This is a genomic window from Rhizobium sp. YIM 134829, assembly GCF_046546455.1.
Genome location: NZ_JBKHKI010000001.1, coordinates 222,395 through 244,441, shown reverse-complemented (window position 1 = coordinate 244,441; position 22,047 = coordinate 222,395). Strand labels below are relative to the sequence as shown.

The 22,047-nt window shown below is 64.7% G+C and carries 22 protein-coding genes and 1 pseudogene; 16 read left to right on the top strand and 7 right to left on the bottom strand.

Translation table 11 applies throughout. From position 1 onward, the window contains the following. Nucleotides 1-122: 122 nt before the first annotated feature. The 6 genes from ACLE20_RS01200 (at nucleotide 123) to ACLE20_RS01175 (ending at nucleotide 4,236) form a co-directional block, all read left to right on the top strand. Nucleotides 123-1,076: a heme o synthase gene (locus tag ACLE20_RS01200; RefSeq protein ID WP_410938423.1), complete on the top strand. Its 954-nt coding sequence runs from the start codon at nucleotides 123-125 to the stop codon at nucleotides 1,074-1,076. After that, nucleotides 1,076-1,216 carry a hypothetical protein gene (locus ACLE20_RS01195; RefSeq protein WP_410938422.1) on the top strand — a complete coding sequence of 47 codons (141 nt, stop codon included), beginning with the start codon at nucleotides 1,076-1,078 and terminating at the stop codon, nucleotides 1,214-1,216. Before ACLE20_RS01200 ends, ACLE20_RS01195 begins: the two co-directional genes overlap by 1 nt. A 17-nt stretch (nucleotides 1,217-1,233) precedes the next feature. Next, complete coding sequence (locus tag ACLE20_RS01190; RefSeq protein ID WP_410938421.1) at nucleotides 1,234-1,842, top strand: cytochrome c oxidase assembly protein; 609 nt, start codon at nucleotides 1,234-1,236, stop codon at nucleotides 1,840-1,842. Nucleotides 1,843-1,976: 134 nt separating this feature from the next. Then, nucleotides 1,977-2,852, top strand: a complete 876-nt coding sequence (locus tag ACLE20_RS01185; RefSeq protein WP_410938420.1) for a cytochrome c oxidase subunit 3 — start codon at nucleotides 1,977-1,979, stop codon at nucleotides 2,850-2,852. A gap of 213 nt (nucleotides 2,853-3,065) precedes the next feature. Then, nucleotides 3,066-3,449: a DUF983 domain-containing protein gene (locus ACLE20_RS01180; protein ID WP_410938419.1), complete on the top strand. Its 384-nt coding sequence runs from the start codon at nucleotides 3,066-3,068 to the stop codon at nucleotides 3,447-3,449. Beyond that, a complete protein-coding gene (locus ACLE20_RS01175) occupies nucleotides 3,439-4,236 on the top strand; it encodes an SURF1 family protein (protein ID WP_410939106.1) in 798 nt (265 codons plus the stop codon). The genes ACLE20_RS01180 and ACLE20_RS01175 overlap by 11 nt, the downstream gene beginning before the upstream one ends. A gap of 73 nt (nucleotides 4,237-4,309) precedes the next feature. Here the strand turns inward: ACLE20_RS01175 and ACLE20_RS01170 are convergent, their stop codons facing one another. Next, entirely contained in the window at nucleotides 4,310-5,644 is a 1,335-nt protein-coding gene (locus tag ACLE20_RS01170) for an aspartate aminotransferase family protein (RefSeq protein ID WP_410938418.1), read from the bottom strand. 113 nt (nucleotides 5,645-5,757) lie between these two features. On the opposite strand from ACLE20_RS01170, the gene ACLE20_RS01165 reads away from it, so the two are divergent. The 5 genes from ACLE20_RS01165 (at nucleotide 5,758) to rnhA (ending at nucleotide 9,772) form a co-directional block, all read left to right on the top strand. Beyond that, on the top strand, nucleotides 5,758-6,603 hold the full coding sequence (locus tag ACLE20_RS01165) for a LysR substrate-binding domain-containing protein (protein ID WP_410938417.1): 846 nt from the start codon (nucleotides 5,758-5,760) through the stop codon (nucleotides 6,601-6,603). Between the two features lie 279 nt (nucleotides 6,604-6,882). Continuing rightward, nucleotides 6,883-7,905 (top strand): 4-hydroxy-3-methylbut-2-enyl diphosphate reductase, encoded by a 1,023-nt coding sequence (ispH, locus tag ACLE20_RS01160; protein WP_410938416.1) that lies wholly within the window; start codon nucleotides 6,883-6,885, stop codon nucleotides 7,903-7,905. A gap of 112 nt (nucleotides 7,906-8,017) precedes the next feature. Then, on the top strand, nucleotides 8,018-8,281 hold the full coding sequence (locus ACLE20_RS01155; protein WP_410938415.1) for a type II toxin-antitoxin system HicB family antitoxin: 264 nt from the start codon (nucleotides 8,018-8,020) through the stop codon (nucleotides 8,279-8,281). A gap of 55 nt (nucleotides 8,282-8,336) precedes the next feature. Next, nucleotides 8,337-9,317: a homoserine kinase gene (locus tag ACLE20_RS01150; RefSeq protein ID WP_410938414.1), complete on the top strand. Its 981-nt coding sequence runs from the start codon at nucleotides 8,337-8,339 to the stop codon at nucleotides 9,315-9,317. After that, a complete protein-coding gene (rnhA, locus tag ACLE20_RS01145; protein ID WP_410938413.1) occupies nucleotides 9,314-9,772 on the top strand; it encodes a ribonuclease HI in 459 nt (152 codons plus the stop codon). Before ACLE20_RS01150 ends, rnhA begins: the two co-directional genes overlap by 4 nt. Before the next feature lie 297 nt (nucleotides 9,773-10,069). Here rnhA and ACLE20_RS01140 read toward each other — a convergent pair whose 3' ends face one another. Beyond that, nucleotides 10,070-10,555: a peroxiredoxin gene (locus ACLE20_RS01140; RefSeq protein ID WP_410938412.1), complete on the bottom strand. Its 486-nt coding sequence runs from the start codon at nucleotides 10,553-10,555 to the stop codon at nucleotides 10,070-10,072. Nucleotides 10,556-10,666: 111 nt separating this feature from the next. Then, nucleotides 10,667-11,395, bottom strand: a complete 729-nt coding sequence (locus ACLE20_RS01135) for a protein-disulfide reductase DsbD domain-containing protein (RefSeq protein ID WP_410938411.1) — start codon at nucleotides 11,393-11,395, stop codon at nucleotides 10,667-10,669. 380 nt (nucleotides 11,396-11,775) lie between these two features. Between ACLE20_RS01135 and ACLE20_RS01130 the strand changes: the two genes are divergently transcribed. The 3 genes from ACLE20_RS01130 (at nucleotide 11,776) to ACLE20_RS01120 (ending at nucleotide 14,204) form a co-directional block, all read left to right on the top strand. Continuing rightward, the gene (locus ACLE20_RS01130; RefSeq protein WP_410939105.1) at nucleotides 11,776-12,375 is read left to right on the top strand and encodes a YqgE/AlgH family protein; all 600 of its coding nucleotides are present in this window, start codon (nucleotides 11,776-11,778) and stop codon (nucleotides 12,373-12,375) included. Nucleotides 12,376-12,606: 231 nt separating this feature from the next. After that, nucleotides 12,607-12,798: a CsbD family protein gene (locus ACLE20_RS01125; protein WP_410938410.1), complete on the top strand. Its 192-nt coding sequence runs from the start codon at nucleotides 12,607-12,609 to the stop codon at nucleotides 12,796-12,798. A gap of 305 nt (nucleotides 12,799-13,103) precedes the next feature. Continuing rightward, nucleotides 13,104-14,204 (top strand): putative zinc-binding metallopeptidase, encoded by a 1,101-nt coding sequence (locus tag ACLE20_RS01120; protein WP_410938409.1) that lies wholly within the window; start codon nucleotides 13,104-13,106, stop codon nucleotides 14,202-14,204. A 149-nt stretch (nucleotides 14,205-14,353) separates the two neighbouring features. Here the strand turns inward: ACLE20_RS01120 and ACLE20_RS01115 are convergent, their stop codons facing one another. The 4 genes from ACLE20_RS01115 to thrC all read right to left on the bottom strand — a co-directional run bounded on the left by ACLE20_RS01115 (nucleotide 14,354) and on the right by thrC (nucleotide 20,680). Continuing rightward, a complete protein-coding gene (locus tag ACLE20_RS01115) occupies nucleotides 14,354-17,266 on the bottom strand; it encodes an EAL domain-containing protein (protein ID WP_410938408.1) in 2,913 nt (970 codons plus the stop codon). Continuing rightward, nucleotides 17,266-17,877, bottom strand: a complete 612-nt coding sequence (locus ACLE20_RS01110; protein ID WP_410938407.1) for a GNAT family N-acetyltransferase — start codon at nucleotides 17,875-17,877, stop codon at nucleotides 17,266-17,268. The genes ACLE20_RS01115 and ACLE20_RS01110 overlap by 1 nt, the downstream gene beginning before the upstream one ends. 74 nt (nucleotides 17,878-17,951) lie before the next feature. After that, nucleotides 17,952-19,256: a M16 family metallopeptidase gene (locus ACLE20_RS01105; RefSeq protein WP_410938406.1), complete on the bottom strand. Its 1,305-nt coding sequence runs from the start codon at nucleotides 19,254-19,256 to the stop codon at nucleotides 17,952-17,954. A 17-nt stretch (nucleotides 19,257-19,273) separates the two neighbouring features. After that, nucleotides 19,274-20,680 (bottom strand): threonine synthase, encoded by a 1,407-nt coding sequence (thrC, locus tag ACLE20_RS01100; RefSeq protein WP_410938405.1) that lies wholly within the window; start codon nucleotides 20,678-20,680, stop codon nucleotides 19,274-19,276. 427 nt (nucleotides 20,681-21,107) lie between these two features. On the opposite strand from thrC, the gene ACLE20_RS01095 reads away from it, so the two are divergent. Continuing rightward, the gene (locus ACLE20_RS01095) at nucleotides 21,108-21,662 is read left to right on the top strand and encodes a hypothetical protein (RefSeq protein ID WP_410938404.1); all 555 of its coding nucleotides are present in this window, start codon (nucleotides 21,108-21,110) and stop codon (nucleotides 21,660-21,662) included. Between the two features lie 276 nt (nucleotides 21,663-21,938). After that, a pseudogene (locus ACLE20_RS01090) lies at nucleotides 21,939-22,046 on the top strand (type II toxin-antitoxin system RelE/ParE family toxin); the annotation flags it as partial. Nucleotide 22,047 lies beyond the last annotated feature (1 nt).

Genomic DNA, 22,047 nt, shown 5'->3' with positions numbered 1-22,047 from the left:
GGGCTTCAAGGGCCGGTCTCCAACGAGGCCGGCCGTTCGAACAGGGCCGATCCCGCGACCGGCGGGAGAGGCGAGGGCACCCGGCGGCAGAGGCTCGGTGCCCGACAGATGAAGGACTGGTCATGGCCGTGATTGACACCTCCGCTCCGCTCGACGAGGCGCCCGTGCGCCTCTCGGAAGCGACGGCGCGCGATTTCTTCGCGCTGCTCAAGCCGCGCGTCATGTCGCTGGTCGTCTTCACCGCGGTCGCTGGCATGGTCATGGCGCCTGGCAGCATCAACCCGGTCATCGGCTTCGTCGCCATCCTCTGCATCGCCGTCGGCGCCGGCGCCTCCGGGGCGCTCAACATGTGGTACGATGCCGATATCGATGCGCTGATGCGCCGCACGGCGAGCCGTCCCATCCCGGCCGGCCGCATCCTGCCGCGCGAGGCGCTCGGCTTCGGGCTGACGCTTTCGGCCTTCTCGGTGGCGATCCTCGGTCTGACGGTCAACTGGCTCTCGGCCGGCCTGCTCGCCTTCACCATCTTCTTCTACTCCGTGATCTATACCATGTGGCTCAAGCGATCGACGCCGCAGAACATCGTGATCGGCGGCGCGGCCGGCGCCTTTCCACCGATGATCGGCTGGGCGGCCGTCACCGGCGGCGTGTCGATCGAAAGCATCGTGCTCTTCCTCATCACCTTCCTCTGGACGCCCGCGCATTTCTGGGCGCTGGCGCTGTTCAAGATGAAGGAATACGGCGCGGTCGGCGTGCCCATGCTGCCCAATGTGCATGGCATCCCGACCACCAAGGTGCAGATCCTCATCTATTCGGTGCTGACGGCGCTGATCGGCCTCTGTCCCACCCTGCTGCGCTTTGCGAGCCCCGTTTATGGCGCGGTCGCCCTGCTGCTTGGCGCCGCCTTCATCTGGTATTCGGTGCTGGTCTATCGCATGGCCGAGAACGACCAGGCCATGCTGCCCGCCAAGAAGCTCTTCGCCTACTCGATCGTCTATCTGTTCGCGATCTTCCTGGCGCTGATGGTCGACCGCGGTGCGGGGCTTGCCATGGCTCATTTCGGATGGAGCCTCTGATGGAGGTCGTCAAGCTTACCGACGCGCAGAAGCGCGCGCGCCGCGGCCGCAACATCGCGCTCGGCCTGCTGCTTTTTTTCCTGGTCGCGCTCTTCTACGTCGTGACGCTGATCAAGTTCAGCAATGGCCTGACGCCGTGATCAGGGACGGGGGGAGCATGAAGGAAACCGCGTCGCGAATTGCACAGCCCGCCCGCAAGCGGTCAGACGGCTTGATCGTCGGCGTCTGCCTGGCCTTCGTCATCGGCATGGTCGGCATGGCCTATGCCGCCGTGCCGCTCTACAACATGTTCTGCCGCGTTACCGGCTATAACGGCACGGTCAAGCGTGTCGAGCAGGCCTCCGACACGATCCTCGACCGCACCATTCGCGTCACCTTCGATGCCAATGTCACGGGTCTCCCCTGGAAGTTCCAGCCCGTCACGCGCGAGATCACGCCGCGGATCGGCGAAACCGTGCAGGTCTCGTTCAAGGCGAAGAACATGTCAGCCGCGCCCTCCACCGGCCAGGCGGTGTTCAACGTGACGCCGATGCAGGCTGGCGCCTATTTCAACAAGGTCCAGTGCTTCTGCTTCACCGAGACGACGCTGCAGCCGGGCGAGGAGATCGAGATGCCGGTCGTCTTCTTCGTCGATCCGGCAATCGTCGAGCAGGCGGAAACCAAGGGCATCGGCCTCATCACGCTCTCCTACACCTTCTATCCGCGCGAGCCGTCCAAGCCCGTCGCAGCGTTGAAGCAGGGTGAGGCGGCGGCAGGCAAGCTGTAGCGCAAGCGGCAGCGCATGGATTGACCGGCGGTGAAGATCGCCGGACGACAGGAAAGTAAAGGACCCGGCCGAGAAGCATCTTGCATGCGGCGCGCCGGGCGGGGATAAGCGAGAGAGGCTTCGGGGAGTTCGACATGGCCGACGTGCACCAGAAAAACCACGACTACCACATTATCGATCCGAGCCCCTGGCCGCTGCTTGCCTCGATCGGCGCCTTCGTCATGGCCTTCGGCGGCATTGCCTATATGCGTTATCTGTCGGGCGGTAATTTCACCCTGTTCGGCATGAACCTCGCCAATCCGTGGATCCTGTTCATCGGCTTGGCCATCGTGCTCTACACCATGTATGCCTGGTGGGCCGATACGATCCAGGAGGCGCATGAAGGGCACCACACCCGCGTCGTTTCGCTGCATCTGCGCTATGGCATGATCATGTTCATCGCCTCGGAGGTGATGTTCTTCGTGGCCTGGTTCTGGGCCTATTTCGACGCCAGCCTGTTCCCGAACGAGGCGATCCAAGCGACCCGCACGGCCTTCACCGGTGGTCAGTGGCCGCCGAAGGGTATCGAGGTTCTCGATCCCTGGCACCTGCCGCTCTACAACACGGTCATCCTGCTGCTCTCCGGCACCACGGTCACCTGGGCGCACCATGCGCTGCTGCACAATGACCGCAAGGGCCTGATCTCCGGCCTGACGCTCACCGTGCTCCTCGGCGTGCTCTTCTCCTTCGTGCAGGCCTACGAGTACATGCACGCGCCCTTCGCCTTCAAGGACTCGATCTACGGCGCCACCTTCTTCATGGCGACGGGTTTCCACGGCTTCCACGTGCTCGTCGGCACCATCTTCCTGCTCGTCTGCCTGATCCGGGCGCTGCGCGGTGATTTCACGCCCCAGCAGCATTTCGGCTTCGAGGCCGCCGCCTGGTACTGGCACTTCGTCGACGTCGTCTGGCTGTTCCTGTTCTTCTCCATCTATATCTGGGGCGGCTGGGGCGCGCCCCTCGGCGGCTAAACCTCAAAGCTCGCGACCTCCACAAGCCCTCGCTCCATCGGAGCGGGGGTTTTTTATTGGCGGCCGCTGCGCAGCGGTTCCACGCTCCGCTTCGAAACGACGCAGAAGATTGTGGCCGCTCTTGGCTTGAAGCTGACCATCGAGCGCGCGTAGACAGGGAAGCGTCGGCAGCACCGCCATGGGGCCCTGTGGCTTGGCGTCAGGGAGGCTACCATGCATGAAGACAGCGCCCATTATCCCCCCGTCGATCCGGTGCGCGCCGGGATCAAGGGGCTTTGCCCACGCTGCGGCCAGGGGCGACTTTTCAATGGGCTGATGACGCTACGACCTGCCTGCACGGTTTGCGGCCTCGACTACGGCTTTGCCGAGCCCGGTGACGGGCCGGTGGTCTTCGTGGCGATCCTCGCCGGCGCCATCGTGCTGGGCGGTGCGCTCTGGCTGCAGGCGCGGTTCGATCCGCCGCTCTGGGTCCATTTCCTGCTCTGGACACCGCTCGCCGCCTTCGTCACGCTGGGATTGACGCGGATGATCAAGGGCGTGCTGATCGATCTGCAATATCGCAACAAGGCTGGCCAGGGTGAGATCGATCGTGGGTGACGGGCAGCCACCGCCCTTGATACGGGAGCCGGCGTCCCGGCCGAGCCGCCGCGGCCGAAGCCTCGTCGCCGGTGTGCTGGTGCTGGCGGCGCTCGCGCTGCTCGTCTCGCTTGGGACGTGGCAGCTGCAGCGGCTGCACTGGAAGGAAGGGCTGATCGCGGCGATTGCCGAGCGTCGTTCCGCCCCGCCTGCCTCGGTCGACGAGATCGCCAGCCATGCCGGCGAGGGGGCGGGCGAAGGCGAGGGGAGCGCCATCGATTTTCGGGCCGTCACCGTCAGCGGCACCTTCCGCCACGCGGGCGAGCGGCACTTCTTCGCCACCTATCAGGGTCGTACCGGCTTTTATGTCTACACACCGCTGGCGCTCGACGATGGCCGCCTGGTCTTCGTCAATCGCGGCTTCGTGCCTTATGAGCAGAAGGAGCCGGCGACGCGACCCGGCAGCCAGCCTGACGGCGCCGTCACCATCACCGGCCTCGCCCGCGCCCGGCTCGACGCAAAGCCCTCCTGGGTGGTGCCGGAGAATGATCTGTCGAAGAACATCTTCTACTGGAAGGACCTGGCGGCGATGACGACAAGCGATGGCCTCGACCCCGGCCGCGTCCTGCCCTTCTTCATCGATGCCGATGCCACGCCCAACCCCTCCGGCCTGCCGATCGGCGGCGTCACCCAGTTCGATCTGCCGAACAACCATCTGCAATATGCCCTGACCTGGTATGGACTGGCTGCTGCACTTCTCGCTGTCAGCGCTCTCTTCCTCTTCCGCCGCCGCCGCGACGCGCAATAGGCAGGCAAGGCAGCGGCGCGGGGCTGGCGAAGCAATCGCGCGTCGCGCATGCTATGCGAAGACGCACGCAGATCTACCGCCTTTCCTGCGCCGCTTCGATCGCGTCGGACAGAATCTCGAGGCCGCGGTCGATCTCGGCGTCGGAGACGGTGAGGGCCGGCGCGATGCGGAAGACGCCGCCCATGCCCGGCAGCTTGACGATGTTCATGCTCAGGCCGCGCCGCATGGCCTCTTCCATGATCCGGGCGCCGAGCTCGAAACCGGGTGCCTTGGTATGGCGGTCGGCAACGACTTCGAGACCCAGAAGCAGCCCTCGACCCCGCACATCGCCGATGCATTCGAAGCGCTGCTGCAGAGAGAGCATCCCGTGCTTCAGCCGCTTCCCGCGAACCACGGCCCGTTCCATCAGATTGTCGCGAGCCACGACATTAAGAACGGTGACCCCCACGGCGGCCGGCAGCGGATCGGAGACATGGGTGGTGTAGAAGAGGAAACCCTTCTCGAAGGCCTTCTGCTCAACCTCGGCGCTCGTCATCACGGCGGCCAGCGGTAGGCCGGCGCCGAGCGTCTTCGATAGCGTCATGATATCCGGCGTGACGCCGTCGCGCTGGAAGGCGAACATGCTGCCGGTCCGGCCAATGCCGGTCTGGGCTTCGTCGAGGATCAGCAGCATGCCGCGCTCCTCGCATTTGGCCTTCAGGGCTGCAAGATAGCCGAGGGGCAAGTCGAGGATGCCGCCGGAGGACAGGATCGGTTCGGCGATGAACGCCGCCAGATTGCCGGTCGACTGGGCGTCGATGAGATGGAAGGCGTCGTCCAGTTCCGCTTGCCAGTCATTCGAGCCATCCGGGTTCTTGAAGCGCGGACGATAGGCATTCGGTGCGGGGATCACGAACGACCCGGCAGACGCCGGACCGTAGCCCTTCCGGCCGGCGCTGTAGGTCGCCGAGGCAGCAGCCCCCGTCATTCCATGCCAGCTCTGGGCAAAGGCGACGATCTCGTGGCCGCCGGTAACGAGCTTCGCCATGCGGATCGCCGCCTCGTTCGATTCCGCGCCGGTCGTCAGCAGCTGAACGCGGTCCAATCCCGGTGCCAGTGCCGCCAGCCGAGTCGCAAGCTCCACCACCGGTCGCGAAAGCATGCCGGAAAACAGATGCGCCACTGACGCCATCTGCCGGTTCACCGTCGCAACGATGTCAGGGTGCGTATGGCCGAGAAGGGCGCTCATCTGACCCGAGGTAAAGTCGAGAATGGCGCGGCCGTCGGCATCATAGACGAAGCTCCCCTCGGCGCGCTCGACGATGATGTCCTCGAACGTGCCTCCGTAGCGGGTCAGGTGCCTGTTGGCATTCGCCCAGAAACTTAGATCGTCGTTGGCAGAGTTGGACGTTCTGGCAGCATGAGCCATTGTACGGTTCCCCTTATTTAGTGTTTATCCATATGAGGATATCAGCCGGTCCTTGCCTCCGTCCAATTGATAGTGTTTCAATCCGGCATCGAATTTTCTAATATCGCTGCCTCATGCTGGACCTCGTCCATCTCAAGAATTTCGTCACGGTTGCCCGGACAGGCTCGATCAGCCAGGCTGCGATGCAGGTCGGCCGCACGCAATCGGCGCTCAGCACGCAGATGCAGCGCCTGGCGGTTGAGGTCGGTCACGAACTGCTGCAGCGAACCGGCACTGGCGTCCGGCTGACGTCAGCAGGCGAACGGCTGCTAGCCCATGCGGAAGGGCTGCTCGCCCGCCATGACGATATCCTCGCGGATCTCGGCGGGGTGGCGCTGAAGGGGACCGTCAGTCTTGGATGTCCGGAAGATTATTCGATCGCCTTTCTGCCGGAACTTCTGAAGGGGTTTTGCGCGACCTACCCCAAGGTGGAGTTTCGGATGGTCTGCGCGCCGACGACCGAATTGCGCCCCCTTCTCCAGCGGCGCCAGATCGACATGGCACTCGTCTCGCGGTCGGACCCGGACCACGGGGCAGTGTTGAGGCGAGAAGAGTTTGTCTGGGTTGCGTCGTCACCGGATCCCGGCCTCCTCGCCGACGACGTCATCACGCTTGCCCTGTCCGCGCCGACATCTCTCGACCACCGGGCCGCCTGCGAGGCGATGGAATCATGCGATCGTCGGTACCGTATTGCATTTGCGAGCAGCAGTCTGGCCGGCCTCATCGCCATCGCCCGCTCGGGCCAAGCCATCAGCGTCCTGATCAGGACAGCCGTGCCGCGCGATCTCCATATCCTGGCCAATGGCCTGCCGACGCTGCCGACAATCGGCATCGCGCTGGAATTTGCCGATACCCAACCGCCCTTGACGGTCAAACTGTTGGCGGACCATATCCGGTCAGTCCTTCCGTCTTTGGTCTGAGCGTCGGCCATCCCGCATGCGCGACGCGACCTCCAAGCGGCTCGGCCGCCTTCTCGTCGCGTGAAGCAACCGTGCCGCGTCGGGACGGGACCGCGGTCTCGAAGCACGCCATCATCGCGCCTTCGGCAATTCGGAGGGGGGTGGCTCGTGGTTCTTTCTTGTGCGCGGTGTCGAGGCCGCTATATAGAACCAACGTCCCGCAAGCCTGCGCCTGTCACGCGCGTCGGCCTGGCAGACGGTCTTCCTCCGTCCCGTTCATCGTCTTGGCGTTCGCATTCCATGGATTTTCTTTCTCCGCAGAACCCGACTTCTCAGAAGCCCGCGCTGACCATCCGCCTCTGCGGCCCGCGCGGCTTTTGCGCCGGTGTCGATCGGGCCATCCAGATCGTCGTGCTGGCGTTGAAGGAGTTCGGCGCGCCGGTTTATGTCCGCCACGAGATCGTCCATAATCGCTATGTCGTCGAGGGCCTGGAGGCCAAGGGGGCGATCTTCGTCGAGGAGCTCGACGAGATCCCGCCGGAGCACCGCCGCCAGCCGGTGGTCTTCTCGGCCCATGGCGTGCCGAAATCGGTGCCGGCCGATGCCGATCAGCGCAATCTCTTCTACCTCGACGCCACCTGCCCGCTGGTCTCCAAGGTCCACAAGCAGGCCATGCGCCACAATCGGCTCGGCCGCCATGTGGTGCTGATCGGCCATGCCGGCCATCCGGAGGTGATCGGCACCATGGGCCAGCTCCCGGAAGGTAGCGTCTCGCTGATCGAGACCGTGGAGGATGTCGAGGCCTATACGCCGCCGGATCCCGACAATCTCGGCTTCGTCACCCAGACCACCCTCTCGGTGGATGATACCGCCGGCGTTATCAAGCGCCTGCATGAGCGCTTCCCCAATCTGACCGCGCCTGCGGCCGACTCGATCTGCTATGCGACGACCAATCGCCAGGAGGCGGTCAAGCAGGCCGCGCCCGGCTGCGATCTCTTCCTCGTCGTCGGCGCCCCCAATTCCTCCAACTCCAAGCGCCTGGTCGAAGTGGCCCTGCGGGCCGGGGCCCGGCAGTCGCTGCTCGTGCAGCGCGCGTCCGAGATCGAGTGGGAGAGCCTCGGCGAGATCCGCACCGTCGGCCTTTCGGCCGGGGCCTCGGCGCCGGAGGTGATCGTCAACGAGATCATCGAGGCCTTTCGCGAGCGCTACCAGGCGGTGGTGGAACTGGCCGATACGGTCGAGGAAAACGAGAACTTCCTCGTCAACCGCGAACTGCGCCACGTGCCACTGACACAGTCGGACATGGCCTGGGTAAACGGGTAAGCGCAGCATTCTGAGACGCCCGCGCGTGTCACCCTGCCCGAACAGGTGCTCGCGCGCATGTCGAAGGAATGATCGATGACGGAGAGATCCTGCCGGTGCCCTCGACCTGGAAGTGATCATGGCGGACGGGGAGAACAGCAACGCCGTGGCCATTCTCGTTCCCGTCGCCGCCCCGGCGCGCCGCTCGATGCGGCTGAACATCACCCTTCTGAAGACCGTCCTTCGCGAGATCGACCATTACGCCCAAAGCCGGGGCATGACGCGGTCGGCCCTTTTTGTTGAGAGCTTCGCTCCGGGCCATGGAGCAGGACGCCAAGACCGCCTGAAGCTGCCGATTGCCAAATCCTGTGTCCCCGCCGCAATCGGACTGGCCTGATGCAGCGGCGCGCGCTATGGCTGCCTCGATTTCCCTTCTGCATGGATCGCACCGCTTGGCCGTCTATACCGACATCACCGAAGCCGATTTGTCTGCCTTTCTCGCCGATTACGACACCGGCGCGCTGCTGAGCTACAAGGGCATCGCCGAAGGGGTGGAGAACAGCAATTTCCTGCTCCATACCAGAAGCGGCCCTTACATTCTCACGCTCTATGAAAAGCGGGTCGATGCCGCGGATCTGCCCTTCTTTCTCGGGCTGATGCAGCATCTTTCCGCTCGCGGCCTATCCTGCCCGCTGCCGCTGGAGCGGCGCGACGGCACGCTGCTCGGCACGCTCGCCGGCCGTCCGGCGGCGATCATCACCTTCCTCGAAGGCGTCTGGCTGCGTGCGCCGCAACCCGTCCATTGCCGCCAGGTGGGGGAGGCGCTGGCGCGGCTGCATCTCGCCGGCGAGGGGTTTGCGATCACGAGGCCGAACGACCTCTCGGTTACGGGCTGGCGGCCGCTCTGGGAGAAGGCCGAGGCGCGCGCCGACGAGGTCCAGCCGGGCCTGCGCGCGGCGATCGCCGCCGAGCTTGCCTTTCTTGAAGCCGAATGGCCGCGCGGCTTGCCGGAGGGCGTCATCCATGCCGATCTCTTCCCGGACAATGTCTTCTTCCTCGGCGAGGACCTGACCGGCCTGATCGACTTCTATTTCGCCTGCAACGACCAGCTCGCCTATGACGTCGCCATCTGCCTCAATGCCTGGTGCTTCGAGCGCGACGGAAGCTTCTCGATGGAGAAGGGCGTGGCGCTTCTCGCCGGCTACCAGTCGCTGCGGCCGTTGAGTGCGTCTGAGATCGGCGCGCTGCCGGTGCTGGCGCGCGGCGCGGCCCTGCGCTTCTTCCTGACACGGCTCTACGACTGGCTGACGACGCCGGCCGGCGCGCTGGTCGTCAAAAAAGACCCGCTCGAATATTTCCGCAAGCTCCGCTTCCACCAGCAGGTCTCGACCGCGCTGGACTACGGGCTTGCCGTTTCGGAGCCGAATGCATGAAACATATCGACATCTTCACCGACGGCGCCTGTTCGGGCAATCCCGGCCCCGGCGGCTGGGGAGCGGTGCTGCGCTATGGCGAGACGGAGCGCGAGCTTTCGGGCGGGGAGGCGGCGACCACCAACAACCGCATGGAACTCACCGCCGCCACCACGGCGCTCAACGCGCTGAAGGAGCCCTGCGAGGTCGATCTTTATACCGACAGCAAATATGTCATGGATGGCATCATGAAGTGGATCCATGGCTGGAAGAAGAACGGCTGGAAGACGGGCGATCGCAAACCGGTGAAGAATGTCGAACTCTGGCAGTCGCTGGACGAGGCCAACCGCCGCCACAAGGTCACATGGCACTGGGTCAAGGGCCATGCCGGCCACCCGGAAAACGAACGCGCCGACGAACTCGCCCGCACCGGCATGGAGCCCTACAAGAGCAAACGGCCGGCCCGCGCACTGTGAGCTGCGTCATCCGCTAGCGACTGCGCAAGACCCCCTTTGGGCTGCCGCCCATCTCCCCCACAAGGGGGGAGAGACCGTGGGGCGGGCTCCTTGCTCAGTTCGGCGATGCGAGGATGAGAGATCGGGCGCAGCGAGGGAGCGAGCTCAGAACCTCGACATTCACTTGAGGCAGGCCCCTCCGGCTAGGTCTCTCCCCCCTTGTGGGGGAGATGGCCGGCAGGCCAGAGGGGGTTTTGGGAGTAAGGGTCTTGGGTGCCGTTGGAACCCGGCCCAACCCCTGGCAAAGCACAGAGCCGCTCAGATCTGTTCGAGCATGGTGGCGGCGGAGGAGACGGTGGCTTGGCCGGGGCTTTCCTCGACGTTCAGCGTCTTCACCACGCCATCCTCGACCAGCATGGAGAAGCGCTTGGAGCGCACGCCCAGGGTGCCGGCGGAGAGATCGACATCGAGGCCGAGCGCCTTGACGAAGCTGGCATCCCAATCGGAGAGAAAGTGGATCTTGCCCATGCCGCCGGTGGTGGTGGCCCAGGCGCCCATGACATGCACGTCGTTGACGGCGACGACGGCGATCGCGTCGATGCCGCGGGCGAGAATCGCATCGCGGTTTTCCAGATAGCCGGGCAGGTGGTTCAGCGAGCAGGTGGGCGTGAAGGCGCCGGGGACGCCGAACAGCACGACCCGCTTGCCGGAAAAGATCTCGTCGCCGGTCACTTCGACGGTGCCGTCGACCGTCTTTTCCTTGAAGGTCGCCTTGGGCAGCGTGTCTCCGATGGCAATGGTCAAGGCCGTGTCCTTTCAGGAATGGGGAGGGGGCTGGAAAACGGGGAAGGGTGCAGAATCGGGCTGAAGCATCGGCGCAACATCCCGCCGACCGCACCGCAAGATAGGGCCGTGTCAGTCGAACGCAAGCGGTGTTTCCATGCTGCGCCCGGCTGCCCTTACGGTGATCAGAATCGGTCCGGCCTCCGAACCCGGCAGGCCACCCGGAGCTCCCTTGAGAGCGACCGCAAAGCGCACAGTGCGGCCCTCGCGCCCGGTCTCGACCGGCCGGCCGAACTGCTGGTCGTCAGGGCCCGAGAGAAACAGCTCGACAGGCCCCGCGGCGCGGATCTCCGGCAGGTGCAAGGCCAGGCTGAGCACGCCCTGTTCGGGATCATAGGCGGTCTGCTCGATACGGAAGTCGGGGCTCGGTGGCTCCGGCAGCGCCCTCAGCGCCGCATCGATCCGCGCCTGCTCCAGCGGTGTGGGCTGGGTGCCGGCTGTCGCCACCATGGTGGCGGAGACCGGGATGCAAATCTCCTTGCAGATCCCGATGAAGATCTCGGCTCGAACCTCGGCGCCCGACTGCGCCCCGCTCAAACTCAGAGGGAAGGCGACCGGACGGTCATAGCCGATGATCTCCTCCACCCCTTCGCCGAACCGCCTGGGCGCCGGCAGGGAGAGGCCGGTCATCTTCACCGGGCCCTCGTCCACCGAAACCTCCGGCGGAATGCCGCTGCTGCCGGGCGTGCGCCAATACGTCCTCCAGCCGGGTTCGAGGCGGATGTCGAGAATGGCGGGCAGCGTGCCGTCCGGCTGGATCGCGCCGAGGATCAGCCGGAGGCTGCCGCCCGGCGTTTCCACCGGGGCACTCGTCGCCGCGCCTGCCGGTAACGCGCTCGTCAACAGCGACAGGGTAAAAAAACACGCGGAAAGACTTGCCAGCAAGGCTGGATGCGTCAAACTCTTGATCGAAGCGCAAGGGATCATCGCTCGAGACCTAGCCGGTTTGACGCCAAGGGAAAAGCGGCCGTCGAAGGGGCGATGTTCAATTTTTCTATCGTCGGCCGGCGGAACGATCGGCTTCGGGGGAAATTGCGCTCGGACGATTGCGGTCAGGGCTGCATGCCGCGGGGTGGCGGCACAGTCTCGGCAATAGCAAGCGCCTGGCGGCGCTCAAGGGGATGCGAAGGGGCGGACGAGAGCAACCGATCAAGCACGGGACCGATAGGACAATGACCACGATGGCAACATTCCAGAAGAAGCGCGAGCGCGGGATCCTCGACGGGCAATTCCTGATCGCCATGCCAGGCATGTTCGACACGGATTTCGCGCGCACCGTGATCTTCGTCTGCGCCCATTCGAGCGATGGCGCCATGGGCTTCGTGCTCAATCGTCCGCAGCAGCTGACCTTTCCCGAGGTTCTGCTGCATCTGGAAATCGTCGACCAGGACCAGGCGATCCGCCTGCCGGAAAAGGCCAAGGATTTCCAGATCCAGACCGGAGGACCGGTGGAAACCGGCCGCGGCTTCGTGCTCCATTCCGACGATTATCTGAGCGACTCTTCGATCCCGCTCAATGACGATCTCTGCCTGACCGCCACGCTCGACATCGTTCGCGCCATCTCGCGCGGCAAGGGTCCTCAAAAGGCGATGATGATGCTCGGCTATGCGAGCTGGGGTGCCGGCCAGCTGGAAAACGAGATCGCCAACAATGGCTGGCTGACGAGCCCGGCCAGCGAGGAGCTGATCTTCGACCGGGCGCTCGGCGACAAATATGATCGGGCCCTGGCGCTGATGGGGGTCGCACCGGCCATGCTGTCCCCTATTGCCGGCCATGCCTGACGCGCGTCGCGGATAAGATCGCCTCCACCGAACGCAGGTACGTCAGCGGGCAGGAGCGAAGGCCTCGAGGTGAAGCGCCCGATTTGTTCCGCAACAACAACCTCCGATGTTTAAAATTCTCTTGCTTTTATGACGAAACCGTAACGGAACCTTTTTTCCGACGACCCGTTTCCATGACGAGCGGCGACGCCAGACAGATGCGAGATCGCCGCGCTGATAGGGAGTTTGAAAATGGGTTCCGTATCCGACAAGATTTCCGGCGCAGCAAACCAGGCTGCTGGCAAGATCAAGCAGGCCGCCGGTCGCGCTACCGACAATGATCGCCTGGAAGCCGAAGGCAAGGGCCAGGAAGTCAAGGGCAAGGTTCAGTCGACCGCCGGCAAGGCGAAGGCTGCCACGAAGGACGCCGTTGATCGTCTCTAATTCCTGATTGCCGATGTCTTCGGACATCGGCATCGAGGTGCGCAACTGTCGCCATCCTGACGGGTTCAACTGGATGGTGATGTGCGCCGATGCCCGCTGAGCTTCGCGCCAGCGGGCATTCCTCGCTGTAGCGGCCGGGTTTCGGCTGGGTGAGGAAATGGGGGCTCTTTGAGCCCATTTGCATGCCATGCGTACCGTTTGCGCGGACCGGCACCGTTGCCTCTGGCCGATCGCCGCTCATCCCCAATCGGACGATCATAAGATTCAATTTTTCAGTTGGAGCATGTGCTCCGAGGGGACATCAGATGAGGCTCTTCACCTGCAGCAATTGCGGCAATCCCGTTCATTTCGATAACCGCGTCTGCGTCAATTGCAGCTCCAGGCTGGGCTTCGACAGCGACAAGCTGGTCATGCATGCTCTCGCCCCGGCCGGCGGTACCGACTGGACCGTCATCGGCAACACCGACACCGCCACCGTCCACTTCTGCGCCAATGCCGACCACGATATCTGCAACTGGCTGGTGCCGGCCGGCAGCCAGTCGGGCTATTGCGTTGTCTGCAGCTACAATCGCATCGTCCCCGTCGCGGACAATCCGGAAGGCCTGTCACGTTGGCAGAAGATCAGCGCCGCGCAGCGCCATCTCTTCTACTCGCTGCTGCGCTGGAACCTGCCGCGCCCCGGGCGCGACGTCGATCCGCAGGGCGGTCTCGTCTTCGACTTCCTTGCCGACGAGGTGGATGCCAACGGCAATGTCGTCCAGGCGGCCATGACCGGCCATGAGGACGGGCTGATCAGCCTTCGCGCGGCAGAGGCCGACGACGCGACACGCGAACAGATTCGCGTCCAGATGGGCGAGCCTTACCGCACCCTGCTCGGCCATTTCCGCCACGAGATCGGCCATTGGTACTTCGCGCAGCTCTGCCGCGACGAGCAGACGCTCTCGCAGGCGCGCGCGCTCTTCGGCGACGAGCGCGAGGATTATGCCGCCGCGTTGAAGCGCAATTACGAGGAAGGCCCACCGGCCGACTGGCAGAACAGCTTCATCTCCACCTATGCGAGCTCGCACCCGGCTGAAGACTTTGCCGAATGCTGGGCGCATTTCTTCCACATCGTCGATACGCTGGAAACGGCGCGGTCCTTCGGCCTCTCGACCGATCCGCGCCGCCATGAAGACATGGCCGCTGAGGTCGATTTCAACCCCTACAATGCCGACAGCGCCCAGACGCTGATCGATGCCTGGGTCCCGCTCAGCGTCGCACTGAACGAGATCCAGCGTTCCATGGGCCAGCACGACAGCTACCCCTTCATCCTCTCCACCCCGGTGATCGAGAAGCTCGATTTTATCAATGGGTTGATCCATCGGGCGGGGAGAGGGGCGCAGGCGGGCGAGGCGAAGGCAGCGTGAGGGGTTGGGCAGTCGGCACTCGCCAACCGGCAGTCGTTGTTCAGCGAGTAGCGAATAGCGAGTAGTTGACAGGGAATTGAGCCCCCGTGCCCTATTCCGACTGCCGACTGCCGACTGCCTATTCGCTATTCCCTACTCGCTCCCACCACTTACGCCCTCTTCATCAACGGAAACCGCTCCTTGAGCAGCCGGAGGATGAGGTCGGCGCTGATGGGGGGGCCGAAGAGGAAGCTTTGGCCGTAGTCGCAGCCGGTCTGGCCGAGCTGGATCGCGTCCTCTTCGGACTCGATACCTTCCGCCACGACCTGCATGTCGAGGTCGCGGGCCATGGAGATCACCGATTTCAGGAGGATCGTGCGCTTGTCGCTTGGATCTTTCACCAGCGCCTTGTCGATCTTGATCGTATCGAAGGGGAAGCGGGTCAGATAGGCGAGCGCCGAGTGGCCGGTGCCAAAATCGTCGAGCGCCAGCTTCAGCCCCGCATCGCGCAGCTTCTGCAGAACAAGGCGCGCCTGTTCCGGATTTTCCATCATCAGCGACTCGGTCAGCTCGACCATGATCTGGCTCGGATCGCACCGGTTCTTGTGCAGGATCGCCCGCACGTCGTCATGCAGGTCGTTGTTGAGCAGCTGAGCGCTCGAGAGGTTGACCGAGACGAAGATCGGCAGATGACCGGTCTGGATCTGCCACTCGGAAAGATCGCTGGTCGCCCGCTCGAAGGCGAAGAGGCCGAGCTGGTTGATGACGTCGGAGCTTTCGGCGATCGGGATGAATTCGGACGGCGGCACGCTGCCGCGCTTGGGGTGGTCCCAGCGCATCAGCGCCTCGAAGCCGGCGATCTCGGCATCGGCCAGGCGGACGATCGGCTGGTAGACGAGGCTGAGTTCGTTGCGTTCGATCGCCCGCTTCAGGTCGCTCTCGAGCTGCAGCCGATCCGTGCCGGAGGCGCGGAAGGAGGGGCGGTAGGGCTCCACCCGGTTGCCGCCCGCCTTCTTGGCGCGGAACATGGCAAGCTCCGCATCGTCGAGCAGCGAGGCGGCATTTTCCTGCTGGTCGACCCAGGAGACGAGGCCGATCGAGGCGGTCAGGTTGATCTCGCGATTGCCGAAGGGGATCGGCACCATGATCGCCCGGCTCATCGCCTCGGCGAAATCGGCGATCTTCGCCGGGTCGCGCTCCGACATCAGGATCAGGCCGAACTCGTCGCCGCCGAGCCGGGCCAGCGTGTCCTGCGGCTTCAGGAGACGGCGCAGCCGGCGGGTCAGCGCGATCAGAATATTGTCGCCGGCCGCGATGCCGAAGGCATCGTTCACCGTCTGCTTGTAATGGTCGATATCGACGGTGATGACGGTCGGCCGCACGCCATTGGTCCCTGGCGCGAGCGACAGGATCGATTGCAGCCTGTCGAGGAAGACCTGGCGGTTCGGCAGTCCGGTCAGGTTGTCGTGCAGCGCATTGTGCAGCAGGCGGTCGATCGAGTTCTTCTGCTCGGTCACATCGACCAGCGTGCCGACGCAGCGGATGATTTCCCCGGTCGAGCCGATCACCGGACGGGCGCGGATCGCCAGCCAGTGATAATGTCCGTCCTCGGCGCGCACCCGGAATTCATGGTTCAGCCGGCCGCGGCGATGTTCGAGCAGGATGTCGAGGGTGGCGCGGAAGCGGTCGCGGTCGTCCGGGTGCAGCCGCGGCAGCCAGTTGCGCGCTGCGCCGTGCATGTCGCCCGGCGGCAGGCCGAGCTGCAGCGAGATATCGGGAATGGTCACCACGCGATCGCGCGCCACGTCCCAGTCCCATACCGTATCGCCCGAGCCGGTCAGGGCGAGCGCCTGGCGCTCGAGATCGGAGAAGAGACCCTGGCCATAGGCGCCGCCGGCAAAGGCGTGCTGCATCACCGTGAAGCCGATCAAGAGCACGATCAGCACCAGCCCGCCGCCCAGCGCCGGCTGGACGATGTCGTTGGACAACCGCCCGGTGATCGTCAGCCAGGCGCCGAACAGCCAGACAAGGGTCAGCAGCCAGGCCGGCACCAGCAGGATCGCCCGGTCGTAGCGGTTGAAGCCCAGATAGGCGATCAGCAGGATGCCGACCGTGCCGGTGAGCGCGAAGGAGACGCGGGCGATGCCCGAGGCGATCGCCGGATCATAGATCGCCACGCCGAACAGCAGGCCGAGCCCCAGCACCCAGGCGAGCGTCGCATAGGAGAGATGCTGGTGCCAGCGGTTGAGGTTCAGATAGGTGAAGAGGAAGATGACGAGGCCCGCCGCCAGAAAGACCTCGGTTCCCGCTCGATAGATCCGCTCATCGCCGGCTGTGATCGAGATGAGCTTGGAAAGAAAGCCGAAGTCGACGCAGATATAGGCGAGCACCGCCCAGGCGAGCGCGGCGGTGGCCGGCAGCATGGAGGTGCCCTTGACGACGAAGAGAATGGTCAGGAACACCGCCAGCAGGCCGGCAATGCCGAGCACGATGCCGCGATAGAGCGTGAAGGCGTTGACCGTGTCCTTGTACGCGTCCGGCTCCCACAGATACATCTGCGGCAGATCCGGCGTCGCCAGCTCTGCCACGAAGGTGATGACCGAGCCGGGATTGAGCGTGATGCTGAAGACATCCGCCTCCTCGCTCGGCTGGCGGTCGAGCGCAAAGCCTTCCGACGGGGTGATGGAGAGGATGCGCTGCGACCCGAGATCGGGCCAGAAGATCTTCGAATTGACCAGGCGGAAATGCGGCGCGACGATCACGCGCTCCAGCTGTTCCTCGGACACATTGGCGAGCGCGAAGACCGCCCAGTCGCCCTGGTGGTTCTCGGCGCTCGATCGCACCTCGATACGCCGGACGATCCCATCGGTGCCGGGCGCCGTGGAGACCTGGAAGGCTTCACCGCGGCCGGTATAGATTTCGGTCGTCGCGGTCAGGTCGAGCGCCGTATCTTCGCGCGAGATCTTCACCGGCTCGATCGCCAGCGCCAGCCCGCAATTCAGCCAAAACAGTGCCGCGGCCAGCACGGCCGCCAGGCTGAAGAGCCGCGCGCCAGGCGTCGGCATCGATCGGATCGAACTCATCAGTCACTCAAGGTCCCGTTGGGCGCGCGATCCTTGGAGAGCAGGGCAAACAGCAGGTGATCCCGCCACTGGCCGTTGATCCTCAGATAGTCGCGCAGATAGCCTTCGCGCTGAAAGCCGGCCTTTTCGAGAAGCCGGATGCTTCTGTCATTCTCGGGAATACAGGCTGCTTCAATACGGTGCAACTGAAGGCTTGAGAAGATATAGGGGATGGCGAGCGCGACGGCGGCGCCCATATGCCCCTGGCCGGCATGGCGCTCCCCCATCCAATAGCCGATCATGCAGCATTGCGCGGCGCCGCGGCGGATATAGCCGATCGTCAATCCGCCCAGCAGTTCCTCCTCATCCTTCGAGAAGAGGAAGAACGGCACGGACTGGCCGGAGGAAAATTCCTGCTCGTTGCGGATCGTGCGGGCCCGGAAGGCGGCCTGCGTCATCTCGTCCGCCCGCCAGGTCGGCTCCCAAGGCTCGAGGAAGCGGCGGCTGGCGATACGCAGCGCATACCATTGCTCGAAGTCGCTCTGGCGTGGCAGGCGAAGGACGTGACGCGCGCCGACCAGTTTGACCGGGTCCGGCTGCCGCGACAGGAACCGAAACACCGATCGTGTCATGTTGCCCTCCGCGAGGCCGGCTCGTCGTCACGCCGGCTCGGGCCAGGCTGCATCGGCATCGGGGAGCGCGTCCCTTACCCTCGGGCTGCGCGGGGCAGGGGCGCCTGGTGGCCCGTCAGCGCGCCGAGCAGCTCGTCCATCGGAGCGAGCTTCTCCACCGGGCCGATCGCCGAGAGCGTCGGCGCCGTATCGAAAAACAGCCGGCCGGCCAAGTCGGTCAGCCGCTGCACGGTGATGCCGGAAAGGCGCTCCATCAGCTCCTCGTTCGGGATCGGCCGACCGTAAAGCATCAGCTGCCGGGCCATCTGGCCGGCGCGGGCGGCCGGGCTTTCCTGGCCCATCAAGAGCTGGGCGCGGATCTGGGCGCAGGCCCGATCGATTTCCTGCTGCTCGATCGACAGCGAGGTCTTGCGCAGCTCGTCCATGATGACCGGCATCAGTTCCGGCAGGTTCTCGCCGCCGGTCGCGGCATGGACGCCGAAAATCCCGGTGTCGGAGAAGCCCCAGTGGAAAGCATAGACCGAGTAGCAGAGGCCGCGATGCTCGCGTACCTCCTGGAAGAGGCGGGAGGACATGCCGCCGCCGAGGATATTGGCGAGGATCTGCGAACAGTAGAAGTCGCGGGCGTGATAGGCCTTGCCCTCGAAGCCGAGCAGGACTTGCGCATCCATGAGGTCGCGCGCCTCGCGCGTCTCGCCGCCGGTATAGCGTGCAGCCGGCGGGGTCGTCGACGCGCTGCCCGCGCCCGGGAGCCCGGCAAAGCGCTGCTCCACCTCCGCCACGAACTTATCATGGTCGACCGCACCGGCGCCTACCACGAACATCCGCTCGGTGGTGTAGTTGCGCGACAGATAGGCGCGGATCTGGTCGGGCGTGAAGGAGAGCACCGTCTCCGGCGTGCCGAGGATCGGTCGGCCGATCGTCTGGTCGGCATAGGCGGTTTCGGCGAAACGGTCGAAGACGACATCATCGGGCGTATCGTCGGCTGCGCCGATTTCCTGCAGGATCACCTGCTTCTCGCGTTCCAGCTCCTCTTCCTCGAAGCTCGAATCGACGAGAATATCGGCGAGGATGTCGATCGCGAGCGAGACGTCCTCTTTCAGAACCCGGGCGTAATAGGAGGTCGTCTCGGTCGAGGTGGCGGCGTTGACCTCGCCGCCGACATTCTCGATCTGCTCGGCGATCTGGCGGGCCGTCCGCCGGCTGGTGCCCTTGAAAGCCATATGTTCGAGAAGATGGGCGATGCCATGCTCGGCGTCGGTTTCGTCGCGCGAACCGGACTTGATCCAGGTTCCAAGCGCCACGCTTTCCAGATGCGGCATATGCTCGGTTACGACCGTCAGGCCCGAAGCGAGCCGGGTGCACTCAACTTTCATCATCCGTCTTTCTGCGCCCCTCACCTGAGAACGCGGGCATGGTCGCTGATGAAGGCTTCAACGGCTTTCAGCTCGGGCTCCAGGCTGTCGAACCGCTCCTCCCTATGCATCAGGTCAGCAAGCCACGTCGGAAGCGCCGGGTCAATACCGCTCGCCGATTTTACCGCCGCCGGGAACTTCGCCGGGTGGGCGGTCGCCAACGTCACCATCGGCTCCTTGGCGCGCTCATATTTCTCCGCCACCATCACGCCGATCGCCGAATGCGGATCGAGCAGCATGCCGGTCGCCTCCAGCATGGCGCGGATCGTGGCCGCCACCTGGTTCTCGGTGGCGCGGCCGGCGCGGAAGTGCTTGCGGATGGTGGAAAGCGCCCGTTTCTCGACCTCGAAGGCGCCTGATTGCTTCAGCCCCGCCATGGCACTGCGCACCGCGGCCGCGTCGCGACCATAGCTTTCAAACAGCAGTCGCTCGAAATTGGAGGAGATCTGGATGTCCATCGAGGGCGAGGTGGTCGCCTTGACGGAGCGCATCTCATAGCGCCCGGTCTTCAGCGTGCGCGAGAGGATGTCATTCTCATTGGTTGCGACCACCAGGCGGGCGATCGGCAGGCCCATCTTCATGGCGACGAAGCCCGCGAAAATATCGCCGAAATTGCCGGTGGGCACGGTGAAGGCGACCTTGCGATCCGGTGCGCCGAGCGCCACGGCAGACGTGAAATAATAGACGATCTGGGCCATGATCCGCGCCCAGTTGATCGAATTGACGCCGGAGAGCTGCACCCGGTCGCGGAAGGGTGCATCGTTGAACATGTCTTTGACGAGCGCCTGGCAATCGTCGAAATTGCCGCGGATGGCGAGCGCATGGACATTTTCGGCGCGCGAGGTCGTCATCTGCCGTTGCTGCACGGGCGAGACCTTGCCTTCCGGGAAGAGGATGAAGATGTCGGTGCGGGCGCGGCCGGCAAAGGCATCGATCGCCGCCCCGCCCGTATCGCCCGAGGTGGCGCCGACGATCGTGGCGCGGGCGCCGCGCTCGGCGAGTACATGGTCCATGAGCCGGGCGAGCAGCTGCATGGCGACATCCTTGAAGGCGAGCGTCGTGCCATGGAAGAGCTCCAGCACGAAGCTGTTCGGCCCGGTCTGCACCAGCGGCACCACGGCGCGGTGGCGGAAGGTGGCATAGGCTTCCGTGATCATGGCCTTGAGCACGTCATCGGCAATCTCGCCGCCGACGAAGGGCTTGAGCACCTCGAAGGCCGTTTCCTGATAGGTCAGTCCGCGGAGGGCCCGGATCTCCTTTTTGGAGAAACTGGGATAGGTTTCCGGCACATAGAGCCCGCCATCGCGCGCGAGCCCCGCCAACAGGGCATCGGAGAAACCGAGAGCGGGGGCGTCGCCCCGGGTGGAGATATATTTCACCGTCACCATCCTTCATCGTCCGCGGCCGCTGGCCACGCTTGCACACGGCCGATTGCCGCCCATGCCTCCCGAAGCGCCGTCCTGGACACCCTTGGCCGCATCACTGCGCGGCCATCGCCTAACCTCCCGAAAGCGCAGGGCGCGGACGCAAAAAATGATCGGATTCCCGGCAGGTCCGATCGATTTTCCGGCGCGCCGCTGCTATAGACCATCGCCGCCGCCGAAGGAAGCGCCGCGCGGAGCGACCAGCCGATGCGCAGGGGGCACGGACAACCCGACGCTCACAGCCCGGCACGCCGTCGACCGATTTCCGCCGGATTCCTCGGCAAAAGGCAGGGGGACGTGGCCCGCAAGGGCGAAACAGGCCGAGCGCGCAAGTGCCGGCAGAACAATGGGCGCCGCGCGCATGAAGCGGGCGAAAATGGGGATGGAACAGGTGTATCGTCAGTCAGTCGGCCGCTCGGCCATCGTCGCGTCGCTTCTTCTCGTTGCCGGTTGCAACCAGACGCAAACCGGCGGGGCCATCGATGCCGGCGGCTCGGCCGCCACGCCGACACCGGCGGTCATCCAGGCCGCCTGCCCGCAGGTCTTCCTGCGCGAGGGAACGGCGATCTACCGGACCTATTCGAAGGGCGGCGCCAAGGACGACCCGAACGCGATCGTCTACCAGGCCTCGCTCGCCGACACGACCCGCCAGTGCATCCAGAACGAGACCGAGCTGAAGGTAACGGTGGTCGCCCAGGGTCGCGTCGTCTCCGGCCCCGCCGGCGGTGCGGGCACGATGACCATGCCGATCCGCGTCGCCGCCACCGATGGCGACAAGGTGCTCTCCTCCGAGCTCACCCAGTTCCCCGCCCAGGTCCAGCCCGGCGCCGGCGCCACCCAGTTCATCTTCTCCAAAGTCGTGACCCTCCCCGCCGGCGCCGGCTCCTACGCCAAGATCTATCTCGGCTTCGACGAGGGCCCGGCCCAGAAGCCGAAGAAGAAGTAGCTGCTGACCGGGCGAGACAGGACGCTGTGCCCGCCTTCCACGACCGTCATCCTCGGGCTTGTCCCGAGGATCTGCCGTGGGTGCAAAGCATAGGACGTCGAGGATCGGATGAGCGAGCGCAGATCCTTGGGACAGGCCCGAGGATGACGTCGTGCAAGAGTGGACGTCCCCTCTACACCTCCAGCGCCAGCAGTGAGAGATGGACCGTCCAGTAGGCCAGAATTACGTTGTGACCGAGTAGTGCCATCTCACAGGGAGCCATCGACGCGTAAGTGGATGATCCCGTTCGGTGGTTCCGGCTATGTCGCGTTGTATCGGCACGAACCCGCTGACGATGCGGTCTATGTGCTCGCTTTCCGGTATCAGAAAGACGCAGGATATTGAA

Coding starts and splice junctions, on each gene's coding strand:
- thrC (WP_410938405.1), bottom strand. CDS start 20,680: ATGGTGACGGTGAAATATATCTCCACCCGGGGCGACGCCCCCGCTCTC.
- ACLE20_RS01115 (WP_410938408.1), bottom strand. CDS start 17,266: ATGAGTTCGATCCGATCGATGCCGACGCCTGGCGCGCGGCTCTTCAGC.
- ACLE20_RS01170 (WP_410938418.1), bottom strand. CDS start 5,644: ATGGCTCATGCTGCCAGAACGTCCAACTCTGCCAACGACGATCTAAGT.
- ACLE20_RS01195 (WP_410938422.1), top strand. CDS start 1,076: ATGGAGGTCGTCAAGCTTACCGACGCGCAGAAGCGCGCGCGCCGCGGC.
- ACLE20_RS01105 (WP_410938406.1), bottom strand. CDS start 19,256: ATGATGAAAGTTGAGTGCACCCGGCTCGCTTCGGGCCTGACGGTCGTA.
- ACLE20_RS01125 (WP_410938410.1), top strand. CDS start 12,607: ATGGGTTCCGTATCCGACAAGATTTCCGGCGCAGCAAACCAGGCTGCT.
- ACLE20_RS01120 (WP_410938409.1), top strand. CDS start 13,104: ATGAGGCTCTTCACCTGCAGCAATTGCGGCAATCCCGTTCATTTCGAT.
- ACLE20_RS01190 (WP_410938421.1), top strand. CDS start 1,234: ATGAAGGAAACCGCGTCGCGAATTGCACAGCCCGCCCGCAAGCGGTCA.
- ACLE20_RS01130 (WP_410939105.1), top strand. CDS start 11,776: ATGGCAACATTCCAGAAGAAGCGCGAGCGCGGGATCCTCGACGGGCAA.
- ACLE20_RS01180 (WP_410938419.1), top strand. CDS start 3,066: ATGCATGAAGACAGCGCCCATTATCCCCCCGTCGATCCGGTGCGCGCC.
- ACLE20_RS01185 (WP_410938420.1), top strand. CDS start 1,977: ATGGCCGACGTGCACCAGAAAAACCACGACTACCACATTATCGATCCG.
- ACLE20_RS01110 (WP_410938407.1), bottom strand. CDS start 17,877: ATGACACGATCGGTGTTTCGGTTCCTGTCGCGGCAGCCGGACCCGGTC.
- ispH (WP_410938416.1), top strand. CDS start 6,883: ATGGATTTTCTTTCTCCGCAGAACCCGACTTCTCAGAAGCCCGCGCTG.
- ACLE20_RS01200 (WP_410938423.1), top strand. CDS start 123: ATGGCCGTGATTGACACCTCCGCTCCGCTCGACGAGGCGCCCGTGCGC.
- rnhA (WP_410938413.1), top strand. CDS start 9,314: ATGAAACATATCGACATCTTCACCGACGGCGCCTGTTCGGGCAATCCC.
- ACLE20_RS01165 (WP_410938417.1), top strand. CDS start 5,758: ATGCTGGACCTCGTCCATCTCAAGAATTTCGTCACGGTTGCCCGGACA.